Below are 14,340 nucleotides of genomic sequence, written 5' to 3'. Positions count from 1 at the left end.
AAGATCTACCTGACGCGGTGGAACGTCTCGGTGACCTTTTTCAGCGCATCTTCGAGACTGCCAGTCTGGCTAACGTCGATATGATGCGGGATGCAATGATGCCGCGCGAAGATCGGGGCCTGGTAAATTTTGCAAGCCTTCCGAAAGTGACCCTGGGCGAAAGCATGACGCCAAAGGACTCACCTTATTTCGACCCGGACCAGGATCTGAATAGTCCGCCAAGTTCTCATGAGAAATTGCCCTATTCGTCTGTCGCTGCGCAGGCGCATGCGCCTTTGGCGAACACCGATGACCTCACGTTATTCTTGCGTACCTCGGCCCAGCAGGTTCGTCGACTGGTTCGTCCCGCCTACGGTTCTTTCAAGTCGCTAAGGGAAACAGTGAACCCGAATGCGAAGCCCGATCCCAAGCAGCGCGACCCTCGCAACCGTCGCGATAACGAACACGACATGCGCATGCCACCTTACATGCGAGACTCGGATGCATCTCCCCTTTCCCTGAACCGGCGTCAATACAACTTCCTCATGAAGACACTTAATCGGCTCGAGGAAGCAAAGGACGCGAGAACAGCATCTCCTAAGGCCGGCATAAGCCGTGCAGAGGACCATCTCTCTCGTGTCGTGGAGCGCCTTTCAGTCAGATCTTCGGGGGGGCGCGTAAAAGAGGGAAGTGCGTCCAGTAACCGAGTTGCAGGCGCAAACACGAAAAAACGGAGAAAGTAGATGGCGGAACTCGTGGTTCTGAGAAATTCGCATTTGCCCCCGATGACGCCGGTGCTCGATGCCTGTTTGCCTCCGCCCATTCACCTGCTGCCCGGGGATCCGCCGATGGTATTTCTCGTCGAGGGTTCCCGTCTCTTTGAAACAACTCCGGAGTATTTTGACGAGCTATCCAATAACCCGGAGAACGTTCAGCGCGAACTGATCGAGTCTCTGCGGGTTCGCAACGCGAATCCGGCGCAGCTCCCATTGCCCGCTCCCACTGCCATTTCGCTTAACGTTGCGCAGTCCTGCAATATCTCCTGTTCGTACTGCTACGCGGATGAAGGCCGATTCGGCGGGCACGAGCTGATGATGTCCAGGGATGTTGCAAGTGCTTCAATCGATCGGCTCCTCGAGAGCAACCACGGACAAAGAGTCACCGTCGGCTTCATCGGTGGCGAGCCGTTCTTGAATCGACCGTTAATCCACTGGACCGTCGATTATGCGACCAACCGTGCGAAAGAAGTTGGGGCGACAGTCGGATTTTCGGTCACAACCAATGGAACTCTCTTGAACTCCGAGGACCTTGACCTGTTGCGCGCGCACAGTTTCGCGGTATCTGTCAGTCTCGATGGTGGCTCTGAAGTGAATGATCGCGAGAGGCATTCGCGCAATGGCGAGAGCGTATTCGAACGGAGCGTTGAGCGGTTGCGACCTCTTCTTCGGTTACCTGGGCGGGCCAGGATCACTGCGCGGGCGACCATTACACGCCTGGATATGCGGATCCTGGAAAGAATAACACCGCTGTTTGAATCGGGATTCAGTGAAGTGGGCGTGAGTCCCCTGCGCACCAGCCCCCGCGAGGAACTCGCTCTCCGCCATGACGATTGGCCCGTTTTTCTTGGTGAAATGGTCCGGGCTGCGGAAGATGAGTTACAACAATTGCCCCATCTCGGCACTCTTCGCTTCTCGAATCTGGCCATCGCATTGAAACAGTTGCATGCCGGCTACTGCAAGCCGCTCCCGTGCGGATCAGTTGCAAACTATGTCTCTGTGAGCGCGCGAGGAGAGTATTTCACCTGCCATCGCACGGTCGATGATCCCCGATTTTTCCTTGGGAATACGTCTCGCGGGCTACTTTCGGAACCGCGCATCGAGTTTCTACGTGCGCGTCATGTGGATACGCAGCAGCCATGTCGAGGTTGCTGGGCCAGGTATCTTTGCGGCGGCGGGTGCCATGCTGAGGTTCTGAGCGCCGGCCGGAGTGGCTGTGATTATATCCGCGGATGGCTGGATTACTGCTTGCGCACTTACAACCTGGTTCTCAGGGAACATCCCTCACTTTTCGAAAGACGGAACTGACTATGATTCCGAAAATCTTCCCTCGCAATCTCACTGCCCGCGCAGCCGTCCAGTTGGTGGGCAATCCTGTCACCAGCAGGTTGGAGAGCGCTGTCGGCAACTGCTTTCCTGGCCTCGAATTCGATCACCGAAATCTCGACCGCCGCTTCTTTGTGGGCCTGATCTTTGAGTTCACAGACGTTGGCGTGCGTCTCCTTGGTGTGGATCTGAATGATCCTGATCTCGCACAGGGGGCCCGGTTACGAAAAATGCTGGCTGGCGCGGCCGGGAACAAGCTGAGAAACGATACATGGTTTCTCAATAGCATCAGCCAAGGCCGCACAACGATTGCCATATCGCGGGACCTCGGCATCACGGTATCTTGGCGTTTGATTCATTCCCTTGAGCCGGGCCGTATCACCATTGAATTGAGTCGCCGCGCAGAACAAGCAGGCGACAGGGTCCCGGCTGACACCGTCGTCTTAACCGGTAACCGGCGCACGTTCGTCGGTTCAACCGGCGTGATCAGCACCGCGTATGCGCCTGGTGAACTCAGCCAGAGTCTCTGCTCGCCATGGATGCACGACTTTCGTGATTGTGCCTGTTTCTATTGGGCCTCCAATCATCCTGATATTGTCCTCGCCGAGGATCCACCAGGAGAGGCGACCTTGCCCACGGGCGCTCCCGAAGACCCGGTCCTGGCGTTGACACCGATCGATTGGTTGCGATCTGACCGCAAGAGCACCGCCCCGGCGCAGGCGACTGAAGATGCGAATCGCCGTGGCCAAATTGATCACTATGAGATCAACAAGCGTTGGCAGGATCTCGGCATCGTTCTTCGTGGACGGGAAATCGACGGCATCTATCAACTCCAGGCGCCTGAGAATGCCAATCCTCTCAGCACACCTGATGCTCTTTGCGAAAAACTGGTGCAGCTGGCGACTCTCGAGCATGCTGTTGCGCTCGAATATCTCTATGCAATGTACTCTCTGAAAGATCCGGCTACCGTAAAAGATCAGAGGCTCATAGAGGACCTGACGTTTGCGCGCCACGAGATTCTGTTGGTAGCTGTCAGCGAAATGCGGCACCTGCGCTGGGCAAATCAGCTGATCTGGAGTCTTGAGCATGCCGGGCTTGTCAAAAAGAACTTCGGTCCTTCGCTGGGGGTCGAAATGCAAATTCCGGTAGCGCCCGATAAATCGCGGCCACCCCAATTACCGCCAATCCCAGGACCCGTTAAGACGCGCCCGGCGAGTCTTCGTCCGCTGGAGCCGGATGTGTTGCAGGACTTTATCAGCGTGGAGCAGCCTAGCGGCTATCTCGATGGTCAGTACGCGCAGGTGCTGGCCACTCTTCGAGAGAAACAATTCCCGGCTACCCTGGAGCAACTTGCGGCGCGCATCATCGCGGACGGCATGGAGCATTTCAGCCGGTTCAAAGAAGTGCAGGTGGTGTTGAGGAAATATCCTGCGTCGAAGACCTATATACGACCGATCACACCCGCGCCTGCGGACCATCCTGGTGGAAAAGCAGCGCTGGATCTTTATCATCAGATATTGGCCGAGCTCCAGGCTGCCTATGCCACCGGCGATATGGAAGATGCAGCACACATCGCGCGGGCTCGCAGTCTCATGTTCCAACTGAGTGCACAAGCAGAGAAACTCGCTTCGGAACAACACGGGGTTGCCTTCTTCAAGAGCCAGCCGGCAGCTCCTGAGAAGACGGGGAAGAAACCGGCGAGGAATATCAGATAGGCCCAACATGGCGCGGCCGCGGACTTCCTATGACGTTGTAATCGCCGGCACAGGCATCGCTGCTGCAGCAACGGCGCTGCGACTTACTGCGCTCGGGCTCAAACCTCTCATGCTCGCCCGTACGTGCAGGGTATCGACAGGCGTTGAGGCAATTCCAGCCACTGCTTTGCCGCTTTTCAAAGAGCTTCACGCCGAAAGCATTCTTGAGGAGGCGGGCGCGACTCTGGTTCAGGGTTTTGAGAACTACTGGGACCCGGAGCAGCCCCGAATGCAGTCCGGCGATTGGATCCATGTTGAGCGAGATCGGCTCGCAACAGCGGCCGTCCGGGAGGCACTCAGGCGAGGGGCTTCATTCCGGGTGGTTCAGACGCTTCCTGTAGTGCTCTGCGAATCGGAATGCATTCGCATCTGCGTCGAGGGGACGCCGCTGCGGTTCGATGCCGTAATCGACGCAACGGGACGGGCAGCAGTCTGGTCTCGGCCGATCCGGCGACGCGGGAACCAAGTTGCCGATTTGTATGACATTGTGCCGGGACAAAAGTCAGCCTCCGCGAAGATACTGCGCTTGTCTGCCGGATGGGCTTACAGCATCGGATCTCCAGGTCACACTTCCGTTGCCATCCTGTCTTCAGAGAGTCGGAGACGTCAGATTTCCGATTCGTTGATTGAAGCAACTTTTTGTATTTCTGAAAGCTCCGCTCATTATTGCGGTAGGCGGCCGGCATTCACGCAATGGTCCGACAATCCAATCAACGGGAGGAGAATTGCAGTGGGCGATGCCGCCCTCGCGTACAATCCTCTGGCTGGCCAGGGCATTCGATTTGCGCTGTCGAGCGCCATCACGGCTTCGTCGGTCATCAATACCTGGCAAACGGCGCCTTCCCATGCAACCGCGGCGGAGCGATTCTACAGGGCCTTCGTGGCGCGTTCTCGTGACGATCATTTTCGATTTGTTGATCATTGGCAGACACACTCAAGCCCGCCGTCGATAGAGAAAGCCATGCCTGTGCCTGAAGCCGTCACCTTCAGTGATCAAATTGTCCCAGCCGAGATGCAGATGAACGGCGAGATTCGCACCGACCTCGCATTTCGTTTGCCTGACGGTGAGTGCGTACGTTGGGTCGGTGGAACTGATCTGCTTGAATTGCGTAACTCACTCCCGGCAACAATCCGCTTGGCAGATCTAACTGCTCGCCTCACGGCGGCTACAGGTGACCTGTCACGTGCTCGGGCGCTTCTGCAATGGTGTCTGCGAAGCCAGGTCCTGCGTATACCGTGAGAGAACGGTCGATCTTCCTCTTCGAGGACCGATCACATGTAACGCAAGCCCCGGCACCGAGCGTGCTCATAGAGGTTGGAGCGGGCGGTGGGATTCGAACCCGCGCAATGCCAGGATGGAAGCCTGGTGCCTTTCCGCTTGGCGACGCCCGCTCAAGGCTGGTCCAGGGAGTGGGAGTTGAACCCACGGCCTCGCGATTATCGATCGCGCGCTCTGCCAACTGAGCTATCCCTGGATGCAAAATTCAAACTGGTGCCGGGTGCAGGAGTCGAACCCGCATAGCTTGCTTGTAAGACAAGCGTTCTTCCGTTGAACTAACCCGGCCCTTGGTGCAAAACTGGAGCGCGTGATGGGGCTCGAACCCACAGCCTTCGGCTTCGGACGCCGACGCTCAATCCGTTTGAGCTTCACGCGCGTGGAATACAACACTGGAGCCGTCCGCGGGACTTCAACCCACATCTTCATCGTTAGGACCGATGTGCTCTCTGCATTGAGCTAGGACGGCATTGATCATCTGGAGCGCCAGGCGGGACTCGAACCCGCGTTTGACGGCGTTAGAAGTGCCGTGCCTCATCCATCTCAGCCACTGGCGCAAACTTGGTGGAGCCGGTGGGACTTGAACCCACATTGGGATTTCTCCCGCTGATTAAAAGTCAGGTCTCTGCATCCGATTCGAGTACGACTCCAAAGTTGGTGGGTCACCGGGAAGTCGAATCCCGTCCGAGCGATTAAGAGCCGCTTATGCTGCCGTCAACACCCGTGACCCATTGGTGGAGGTACCGGGAGTTGAACCCGGAGACTCGCGCTTATAAGGCGCGGGCTACATACCGATAGCAGCTATACCTCCAAATCTTGGTGGCTGCGGTCAGATTCGAACTGACTACCTTGCGCTTATGAGACGCCTGCTCATCCGCATGAGCTTCGCAGCCTTGGCGAGGGTGGCGGGCATCGAACCCGCTTCATTCGGCTTTGGAGGCCGACGTTCTGCCAGTCTGAACTTCACCCTCATTTTCAAAGACCAAAAGAAAACCCCGACCTGGGTCGGGGTCTGGTGCTCATTGCACGTGTGCACTCAGACCCTCAAGACACGACTCCCCAAATGACCCGCTTGCCGGTCATTCTGACTATGTCGCGTGTGAAGGTCCTAAGCATCATGTCAATTCACCATCAGAACGTCTGAGAAACTGTGGTTCAAATTGTGGAGCGTCCGGCAGGACTCGAACCTGCGTGCACTTCGTTCGTAGCGAAGGCCATCAATCCGCTCTGGCACGGACGCTCAAATCTTTGGTCGGGGAACTCAGAATTGAACTGAGTCCACGTGCTCCCAAGGCACGGATGCAACGCATTACACCATTCCCCGATGGTGCCAGCCCAGCGAGTTGAACGCTGCTCTCTCCGTTTTCAACGGAGCGTATCGACCGCGCATACGCGACTGGCGAATCTTGTGGACCTAGTCGGCTCTGCCCCGACCGCCTCCGCATTGCAAGTGCGGCGCTCTCCCTGAATGAGCTATAGGCCCGAAACTGTGCCAGGGAATTTCACCCCAGCGATTGGGGTGGCCGGTGGGAGTTGAACCCACAAGAGACATGAGTCACAGTCATGCCCGACGTTCCGATAGTCGGCACGGCCACAGTTGGAGCACCTGGGGCTGCTCGAAAACCCATTCTGCTGATTACAGGTCAGCCGCTCTTCCACTTGAGCTACAGGTGCAAACTTGTTGGAGCCGGCAGCAGGACTTTAACCCGCAACCTTCGCCATACCGAGGCGACACTCTGGCATTGAGCTATGCCGGCCCGACTTCAGTAGTACAGATACTTCCTCCATTTCTCCTCGCCGATTCCCGTCTGGCGCATAAAAGCGCGAGAGGTGTGAATCGTCACGCGGCGCGGCTGACGGAGCAATTTCATGCCTGCTTCCGCCGGTGTCCGATCTGCCTTGCGGACGTTGCAGTGGCGACATGCAGCGACCAGGTTCTCCCATGTGCTCAGTCCGCCCCGAGCACGCGGAATCACGTGCTCGAGTTCCAGTTCGCTGCTCAAGAACTTCTCGCCGCAATAATGGCAGATGTGTCTATCGCGAATCAGGATGTTTTTCCGCGAGAGCGTCTGGATCCGCAGCGGCAAACGCCGATACTGGCGAAGGCGAATGACACATGGCAACTGCAGGCCGACATGCACATATCGATCGTGCGTCTCTTCGGCGACAGCAACACCCTTGATGAGCAACACGAGGGCGCGGCGTGCCCGCGTAATGTTCACGGGCTCATAGCTCGCATTGAGCACTAATACCGGCATCGTCATTGCACTCGTCATATAGCCTCTCTTGCATCCTGGAGCTGGCGGCCTCGTTACGAATGAGGTGCATTGCCCTCTCTGCCACGCCAGCAAACACGTACACCTGAATCAAAATCATGGAGCGGCTGGCCGGAGTTGAACCGGCGATCTCCGCGTTGGCGACGCAGTGTCTTACCGCTCGACTACAGCCGCTCATCTTCTGGCTCCGGGAGGGGGATTCGAACCCGTTCCGTCTGCGGTGTCAAAGACCACTGTCCTGCCTCTAGACGATCCCGGAACACGCTCTCCTTCCGTCGTTCAAACACACTTCACTTATCCATGTCAGTTACTCCACTGACATAGTTACTAACTGGCTGGCGAGCAAGGCTTCGAACCTTGACTTCCGCGTTCAGAGCGCGGCATGTTCCCAGTTACACCACTCGCCACCTATGTTGGCTGCGCAGGCGGGAGTCGAACCCGCATAACCCTGATTAACAGTCAGATTCTCTGCCAGTTGAGATACCGCGCAATGTTGCCCAGAAACTAAAAAGCCCCCGACCTTGTGAAGGCCGGGGGCTCGAGTCTCCTGAATTGGAGCTAAATCTCGCTAGTCCGGCCAGAACACGGTAATACCCCACCGCTTGGATTGCGCCGCGGTTGGTATAAATCCGTGATTGACTCGGAGCATCATGACTTTTGTACTTTACCCCGACTTAGTTTCAAAAGTCAAATGCAAACGCTACAACTATTAGTCACTCAGGATCTTGGGTACTACCATTTCGAACAAATTGAGCACAGCGTGAGCGCGGAAGTGCACACAGCGTCACACAATATTTGGTCACGCCGACCAGAGTTGAACTGGCATTCGCGCCTTGAAGGGACGCTGGCCTAACCGTTAGCCGACGGCGTGATAAATTGTTGGCGCGGCCGACCGGATTCGAACCGGCATCTGCTCGATCGACAATCGAGAGCTTTCGCCGTTTAAGCTACGGCCGCGCGTGCATAAAGCTTTGGTGGGTGTGGAAGGATTCGAACCTTCAATGCTCCAAAGAGCCCCAGGGTTACGGCCCGGTAGGGCAAGCCAGTCGCCCCAACACACCCACGCTTGGCGGAGAGGGCGCGAGTCGAACGCGCAAGTCCCAAAGGCACGTCGCGCTTCAAACGGGATGGGCATTCCAAATGCCCAACGCTACCCTGGCGGTAGGAGCAGGACTTGAACCTGCATACGCATCGCTTGCGTGAGCCTCGCCTCCAACGAGGTGCGATACCGTTCCGCTCATCCTACCGACTAGTCAAACTGGCGGAGACGATCCGATTCGAACTCACGCCGGAAGAATTTCAGGCCTTGTTGGGTGAGCTCAAACAGCGAGAACGGTTGCTTGTCGGCTGGAATGACCGGCAGCCGGCGAGGAGAACTCATCCCATTGCGCTGGGTGGACATCGACTTCGTGAAGAACGTGGTCAACGTTACTCACGCAATCTGGCATAACATCGAAGGCGAGACCAAAACCCCCGCTTCGCGGAAACCAGTTCCTCTGCAACCGTTAATGATGGGCTAATTGACCCGTTGGCGCGAATCGTCGCTCTACCGCTCCGATCAGGACTACCTCTTCCCGTCAGTTCAGAGGAACGGAACACAGCCATTGCTCAGAAAGCGTTTACAAGCACCGATTTTCAGGCAATCGAACCAAGATCGAACCATGTTTTCGCGCAGAAAGAAGAGGTCAAAAGAGGCGGGTCGCGAGAGAGCACGACGCGTTTGTTGATCATCCAAAGCCATCTGTCAAGTGGCCCCAGCAAAGATGCCCCATTCGCCGAACGCTGACGGCCGGATCACCATCGACATGTAGAAACTGACGATCACCGAAGGAGGGATAGGCAACCGCGGTCAAGGAACTGCTTGGCGACTTCAGCCAAAACAAGTCTCGCTCCTGCCAAACAGAGCCGGGGGATGTTTGGCGGTATGCTTGGTAGCTGTTGCTCTAAATTATTGATACTTTGTCGATCGTCATGCGATCCGAATCCAATCGTACTCGGGAGATTTCGCTTGCCTCGACCGGGATACACGATCATTATTCTATGCACAACCGATGTCCTCGTTGAAGTACGGCCTTTGGCTGCCCAATACCTAATGGGCCAAGTCTAGCTTTTGACTGAAATGGTTCGGGCAGAATCCGCATATCAAATTAGAAGGCAGCGGAGGCATCGACAGGGATGCCATTACGAGGGCGTGGCATGACCACTATGTCCTCACCGGCGGAGAAGCCTCGGAAACACCCGTTTGGGAATCGAGGCCAATTCTCCGGAGGTTCAACAAGCTTGTGCTGCCGATCGAGACGATCAGGCATCGCTCGGAAAGATGCTTTGCGTCCGAAGGAGGAAAAACAGATGGACACGATACAGAATTCTCTGGAGGCCACGAAAGTTGCGACTCCGGCAACAAAGACAAGCTGGACCATCATGTTGTACATCGCGGCCGATGGTCTCCTAGCTAACTTCGCGGTCGAGTCGCTCAAGCAACTGAGTAAGTCCGCCAGCACAGCTCCCGGTAACGATGACCAGGCAAGTGTGGTTGTCGCGGCCCAGTTTTCCATCGATGCTCCTGGCGGACAGAGTATTCCGCGATATATCTTCAATGACTCCATCGGCGAGACTCTCGGTAGCGGCACTCGGGATCCTCTGAATGCGCCAGATGACATGACAGAGGAGCAGGCGCTGAAGAATTTCCTGAACTGGGTGTATACCAATCCGGAGTGCAACAAGAGCACCCGCTATGCTCTAATTCTCTGGTCACACGGGCCCGAACTCTTCCTTCAGCCCCCTCCGGGCCGTCCGACCGGCGATCCCGCCAGTCTTTACCTAGCTCCCGATCAGTTGAGCCAGGCCCTGAAGTCATGTACCCCCCCAGGGGGTAGCCGCCTTGACATCGTTGGTTTCGATGCCTGCTCCATGAGCATGTTCGAGATGGCCTATGAGATACGAGACCTGGCTGATTATATGGTCGCTTCTCAGGAGGAGGTCCCTGATCCAAGTTTCCCTTATGACCGCTTGATCGAGCTCTTCCGGAAATTCGGAGGAAATCCTGATTCATTGCTGAAAGAAGGCGTACAAGCATATGTCAGCGCCTACCGGGATTCCATCTGCGGCCCAATCACCGGAATGAAACCGGTCACTCTTTCAGCACTTCGTTTGAATAATTGCTCCAGTCTCAAGACTGCCGTGGACGCCCTTGCATCCGCACTCCTGGATGCACAGGACGATGGAGACTTACCGGGTCTGCTAATCGGGGCCCGCCAGAAATCACAAGACTATGCCGGCGGCTTGTACGTTGACCTCGCTGAATTATGCAAGCAGCTCAATGGGCGGCTTAACGGGAGTGGATCAGATGTTAAGAAGCCTATCCGGGCTGCATGTCAGGGCGTGCTGGATGCGTTGGCCGAAGGATCATCAGATTCCCTCATCCTGGAAAATTACTCGGCTGATACGACAGGCAATGGGATTTCGATTTATTTCCCCTATCTCAGCGATGAACAATCCGCACAGGTGGACAAGCCGATGGTGAAAGGTGGACGAGAAACGGTCGGTAAGGGCTTCAGCGTCAGTGACCTCTTGAACAATGCCGCCATCGGTTATCGGATCTCTGCCCGGCGTGACCTGATTATGATCACCGAAAGTTATTACCCGCGTCTGCAGCTCGTGTCTGACAACACTGGAAAAAGCTGGTACGACTTTATAGCCGGCTCGTGGCCGAGAATCCTCATCAAGACGGTTCCGGCAGAACTTGACTTGCGGTATTCGGCCCGTCAAAGTGCTATCAACCTCGTCTCCCATGGGCCCACAATGCTACGTAAATGAACAAGACAGGTTCGCTTGGCACTATGGTTCGCTTTGCATGCACCCTGACTGCACTCGGGCTGGGAGTCTGTGCGGTTAACGTCGCGCAGGTAAACGGAACCGGCCCAACTCAACAGCCAGCCGTTGCCCAGAGGACGGTGGATTACCAGGTCGTACACTCCGCGAAAATGGCCAACCCGGAGACGGAGTTGGAACAAGCGCGGGTGCTGCGCAAAAGACTCAGCGAGCGTGATCTCCGGATGGCTCTTCGTTTGCTTGCAGACAGCGCGCAGAGGTTGGCCTCTTCAGGACTTTTGTACCGAGCAGCTGCTGCAGAACTCGAAGCCGGCGATGTGTATCTCATGATGAGCAGCTATCCACAAGCACTTGTCGCTTACCGCCAGGCACTCAGGATGTCTGAGGGTCGCGTGGATCTGCGGTGCACGGCGCTGAGCCGGATCGCGCGTACTTACGCCAACGTCGGTCGGTTTCCTGATTCGCAGCAGTACTCCGATCAAGCCGTGGCTGTTTGCATGACCATTTCTGATAAGAAAGCACAAGCGGACGCAGTTGAGGCCCAGGGTGAGACGCGCTTCTGGTCGGGCAACATGACCGACGCGATAACCTCGTTTACCCGGGCGCGCGAGCTTGCATCAGAAGTCGAGGATCGCAATGGGCAGGCGCTAGCTACGATGATGCTGTCTGAGGCCGTTAATGCACACGACCGTCCGCAGGCAAACCGGCTGGCATGGTCCGCGCTGACCGACTTCATCGAATCCGGTGATGAATACAGTGCCGCGCGAGCACACTTGAATCTGGCCTATTTTGCCAGCGGCGAAGGGGATTTCGAGGGAGCACGGTGTCACTGCCAAAGCGCCCTGCCCGTTTTCCAGCGCATCGCGGACAAGGACAATGCGGCGATTGCACTGAATATTCTTGGAATGGTTGCCAGAGAGGCTGGCGATCTCGAAGAGTCGTTGAGCGATTACCAGCGTGCCCGGAATGACTTCGCTTCCGTGCAAGACGATTTGGGCGAGGCAGAATCAATCAGCGCGATAGCCGACATTCTATTAAGCCAGCGCAGATACGTCGATCTCGAGCCGCTGTACGCTCGCAAGCTTCATCTGGCTCAAAAAACCTCAAACAATGCTCTTCTGGCCTCCGCTCTTTTGGACCTGGCCGGCGTTTACGCTCGGCAACATCGATACGCGCAAGCTGACGAGACCTATCAGCGAGGCATGGCAGAGTATCGTGTGTCCGGAAACTCCGATGGGGAAAGCATCGCACTGGAGCGAATGGCCAGGCTCCAAGCCGAACAGGGAAGATTCCAGCAGGCCCTTCAGATATTAGGTGAGGCTCAAGCCTTGAGGGATCAGGCTGGCGAGATCGAAGACCTTGCCAGAATTCAATATTCGCGTGCACGAATCTATCTCCAGCTCAATGATCTGGAAAAGGCGCGCTTCGAAATTGAGAAGCCCATCGCTATTATTGAGTCGCAGAGGTTGCGTATCGCGAAATTTGATTCGCGGGCGCACTACTTCTCTTCGGTGCACGAATATTATTCGTTGTACATCCAAGTGCTCATGGCGCTGGATAAGCTCCATCCCGATCAAAAGTATGCGCAATTGGCGTTTGAAGCCGCGGAAAGAAGCAAGGTACGGTCTTTGCTGGATCTGCTCGACAATAGCCAGCAAACCTTTCCCTGTGACACATTGCTGGCGCGTAATTCGAACTCTGCCACGATCGATACGGATAAGGCATCTTCGGAAACCCCAGCGCGGTCCAGTACACAGCCGCTGACCCTGGGTGACGTACAGGCCCAGATCGGAGATGGCAATACGCTCCTGTTGGAATTCGCGCTCGGTGAGGATCGTAGCTTTGCCTTTCTGATAGAAGGGGATAATCTGACGGCTTTTGACATCGGACCTGCAGCGGAGATCCGCAATCGCGTCCGCAGGTTTCGAGAAGTCCTCTTACCGATTGAGACAAAGGCGAATGAGGCGCCGACCGACTATTTGCGAAGACGTGCGGCCGCAAGGAGCACCTTGCTTCTCCAATCAAGAAGGTTGGCAAATCTTCTGCTCGGGCCGGTGCATCTTCCGGCACGAAGACGATTGTTGATCGTGCCTGACGGTTCCCTGCAGTACCTGCCCTTCGCAGCGTTGTCTATCGCGGAGAATGGGCGCGATGCTGTGCCGCTGGTAGAGCTCTATGAATTGGCGATGCTGCCTTCGGCTTCTGCACTTGTGTCCCTGCGCAAGACGGCAGGCAGGAGGCCTCAGCCGGCCGATGAAGTGACAGTCTTCGCTGACCCGGTATTTGAACCGCCAGGAAAGCCAATTCCGGCGTCTGTCTCCAGTTCGTCGGGATCTCCGCGTTCGCGGGAATTGACGAGAGCATTACGCGATATGCGGGACTCACAGTGGATTCCCAACCTCCCGGGCTCGCGGAACGAGGCACTCGCAATTCAGCAGATAACTGGGTCCGCGCGCACACGACTCGTCATGGGTTATGAGGCCAACCGTGAAGCGATCATGGGTAGTTCGATCGCGCGGCAACGGATCATTCATTTCGCAACTCATGGAATGATGGATACTCGTCATCCAGAGATGTCGGGCCTGGTACTTTCAATGTTTGACAAGAGAGGAAAGGCCCAGGACGGGTTTCTACGGCTGAGCGATATCTACAATCTCAAGCTATCTGCCGATCTGGTTGTCCTCAGTTCGTGCGAGTCCGCGTTGGGGAAAGACCTCGGTTCGGAAGGAATCAACGGCCTGCCCAGGGCATTTCTATACGCGGGAGCGCGAAGCGTTATCGCCAGCCTATGGAAGGTGGATGACGAGGCGACTGTGCCCTTAATGAAGATGTTCTATTCCCGGCTCCAGCGAGGTGAGAACCCCGCTCGGGCCCTGCAGGGCGCGCAACTCGATCTGCTCAAGAACGCACGATTGTCGGACCCCTATTACTGGGCCGCATTCGTATTGGAAGGAGACTACCAATGAGGAACGGGCCACTTTGAGGAGCGTGTAGAATTTAAGTCCCATGGATCCTCAGCCAGCCACGGAAAAGCAACGATACCTGACACCGGAGGTGTTTGCGTCGTTTCTTTTCTGGCTGTCAACTGATCCAGCACGGGCGGCCCGAGAATATCTGGACAT

The 14,340-nt window shown here is 56.3% G+C and carries 8 protein-coding genes and 23 tRNA genes; 6 read left to right on the top strand and 25 right to left on the bottom strand.

The features are described from left to right. From VK574_RS12710 to VK574_RS12695, 4 genes are all read left to right on the top strand, one after another. Positions 1–722: hypothetical protein (locus VK574_RS12710; protein WP_472800212.1), on the top strand; the 722-nt coding region annotated here is incomplete at its 5' end. Next, entirely contained in the window at positions 723–2,063 is a 1,341-nt protein-coding gene (locus tag VK574_RS12705) for a radical SAM protein (RefSeq protein WP_472800211.1), read from the top strand. Between the two features lie 2 nt (positions 2,064–2,065). Next, a complete protein-coding gene (locus tag VK574_RS12700) occupies positions 2,066–3,796 on the top strand; it encodes a ferritin-like domain-containing protein (RefSeq protein ID WP_472800210.1) in 1,731 nt (576 codons plus the stop codon). A gap of 769 nt (positions 3,797–4,565) precedes the next feature. Continuing rightward, positions 4,566–5,075 (top strand): hypothetical protein, encoded by a 510-nt coding sequence (locus VK574_RS12695; protein WP_472800209.1) that lies wholly within the window; start codon positions 4,566–4,568, stop codon positions 5,073–5,075. A 76-nt stretch (positions 5,076–5,151) separates the two neighbouring features. Here VK574_RS12695 and VK574_RS12690 read toward each other — a convergent pair. The 25 genes from VK574_RS12690 to VK574_RS12570 all read right to left on the bottom strand — a co-directional run bounded on the left by VK574_RS12690 (position 5,152) and on the right by VK574_RS12570 (position 8,813). Continuing rightward, positions 5,152–5,227, bottom strand: a tRNA-Gly gene (locus VK574_RS12690). A 7-nt stretch (positions 5,228–5,234) separates the two neighbouring features. Beyond that, positions 5,235–5,310, bottom strand: a tRNA-Ile gene (locus VK574_RS12685). 15 nt (positions 5,311–5,325) lie between these two features. Next, positions 5,326–5,399, bottom strand: a tRNA-Val gene (locus tag VK574_RS12680). Positions 5,400–5,413: 14 nt separating this feature from the next. Beyond that, positions 5,414–5,490: transfer RNA gene (locus tag VK574_RS12675), tRNA-Arg, on the bottom strand. 14 nt (positions 5,491–5,504) lie between these two features. Continuing rightward, positions 5,505–5,580: transfer RNA gene (locus VK574_RS12670), tRNA-Arg, on the bottom strand. 10 nt (positions 5,581–5,590) lie between these two features. Continuing rightward, a tRNA-Arg gene (locus VK574_RS12665) sits at positions 5,591–5,668 on the bottom strand. Positions 5,669–5,673: 5 nt separating this feature from the next. Then, a tRNA-Lys gene (locus tag VK574_RS12660) sits at positions 5,674–5,761 on the bottom strand. Between the two features lie 82 nt (positions 5,762–5,843). Continuing rightward, positions 5,844–5,922: transfer RNA gene (locus VK574_RS12655), tRNA-Ile, on the bottom strand. Between the two features lie 6 nt (positions 5,923–5,928). Next, positions 5,929–6,004: transfer RNA gene (locus tag VK574_RS12650), tRNA-Met, on the bottom strand. A 1-nt stretch (position 6,005) separates the two neighbouring features. Then, positions 6,006–6,082, bottom strand: a tRNA-Trp gene (locus VK574_RS12645). A gap of 192 nt (positions 6,083–6,274) precedes the next feature. Beyond that, positions 6,275–6,351 (bottom strand) — tRNA-Arg (locus VK574_RS12640). A 169-nt stretch (positions 6,352–6,520) separates the two neighbouring features. After that, positions 6,521–6,594, bottom strand: a tRNA-Ala gene (locus tag VK574_RS12635). Positions 6,595–6,626: 32 nt separating this feature from the next. Next, positions 6,627–6,706, bottom strand: a tRNA-His gene (locus VK574_RS12630). A gap of 3 nt (positions 6,707–6,709) precedes the next feature. Next, a tRNA-Thr gene (locus VK574_RS12625) sits at positions 6,710–6,785 on the bottom strand. Between the two features lie 8 nt (positions 6,786–6,793). Next, positions 6,794–6,868: transfer RNA gene (locus VK574_RS12620), tRNA-Thr, on the bottom strand. A 6-nt stretch (positions 6,869–6,874) separates the two neighbouring features. After that, on the bottom strand, positions 6,875–7,387 hold the full coding sequence (locus VK574_RS12615) for an HNH endonuclease (RefSeq protein ID WP_472800208.1): 513 nt from the start codon (positions 7,385–7,387) through the stop codon (positions 6,875–6,877). A 99-nt stretch (positions 7,388–7,486) separates the two neighbouring features. Then, positions 7,487–7,561: transfer RNA gene (locus VK574_RS12610), tRNA-Gly, on the bottom strand. Between the two features lie 8 nt (positions 7,562–7,569). Beyond that, a tRNA-Gln gene (locus tag VK574_RS12605) sits at positions 7,570–7,646 on the bottom strand. A gap of 73 nt (positions 7,647–7,719) precedes the next feature. Next, a tRNA-Gln gene (locus VK574_RS12600) sits at positions 7,720–7,794 on the bottom strand. Positions 7,795–7,801: 7 nt separating this feature from the next. Continuing rightward, a tRNA-Asn gene (locus tag VK574_RS12595) sits at positions 7,802–7,877 on the bottom strand. Between the two features lie 306 nt (positions 7,878–8,183). After that, positions 8,184–8,258, bottom strand: a tRNA-Glu gene (locus VK574_RS12590). A gap of 9 nt (positions 8,259–8,267) precedes the next feature. Beyond that, positions 8,268–8,344: transfer RNA gene (locus tag VK574_RS12585), tRNA-Asp, on the bottom strand. Positions 8,345–8,359: 15 nt separating this feature from the next. Further along, positions 8,360–8,449: transfer RNA gene (locus tag VK574_RS12580), tRNA-Tyr, on the bottom strand. A 94-nt stretch (positions 8,450–8,543) separates the two neighbouring features. Continuing rightward, positions 8,544–8,634 (bottom strand) — tRNA-Ser (locus VK574_RS12575). A 2-nt stretch (positions 8,635–8,636) separates the two neighbouring features. Continuing rightward, positions 8,637–8,813, bottom strand: coding sequence for a hypothetical protein (locus VK574_RS12570; protein ID WP_472800207.1), 177 nt, complete (start codon positions 8,811–8,813; stop codon positions 8,637–8,639). 923 nt (positions 8,814–9,736) lie between these two features. On the opposite strand from VK574_RS12570, the gene VK574_RS12565 reads away from it, so the two are divergent. Together VK574_RS12565 and VK574_RS12560 are read left to right on the top strand one after the other, a co-directional pair. Beyond that, entirely contained in the window at positions 9,737–11,203 is a 1,467-nt protein-coding gene (locus VK574_RS12565) for a clostripain-related cysteine peptidase (RefSeq protein WP_472800206.1), read from the top strand. Continuing rightward, the gene (locus VK574_RS12560; protein WP_472800205.1) at positions 11,200–14,184 is read left to right on the top strand and encodes a CHAT domain-containing protein; all 2,985 of its coding nucleotides are present in this window, start codon (positions 11,200–11,202) and stop codon (positions 14,182–14,184) included. The genes VK574_RS12565 and VK574_RS12560 overlap by 4 nt, the downstream gene beginning before the upstream one ends. The last annotated feature ends 156 nt before the right edge of the window (positions 14,185–14,340 follow it).

The sequence above is a fragment of the Occallatibacter sp. genome (genome assembly GCF_035317045.1).
Lineage (GTDB): Bacteria > Acidobacteriota > Terriglobia > Terriglobales > Acidobacteriaceae > Telmatobacter.
This window is presented reverse-complemented; position numbering and strand designations above follow the sequence as displayed.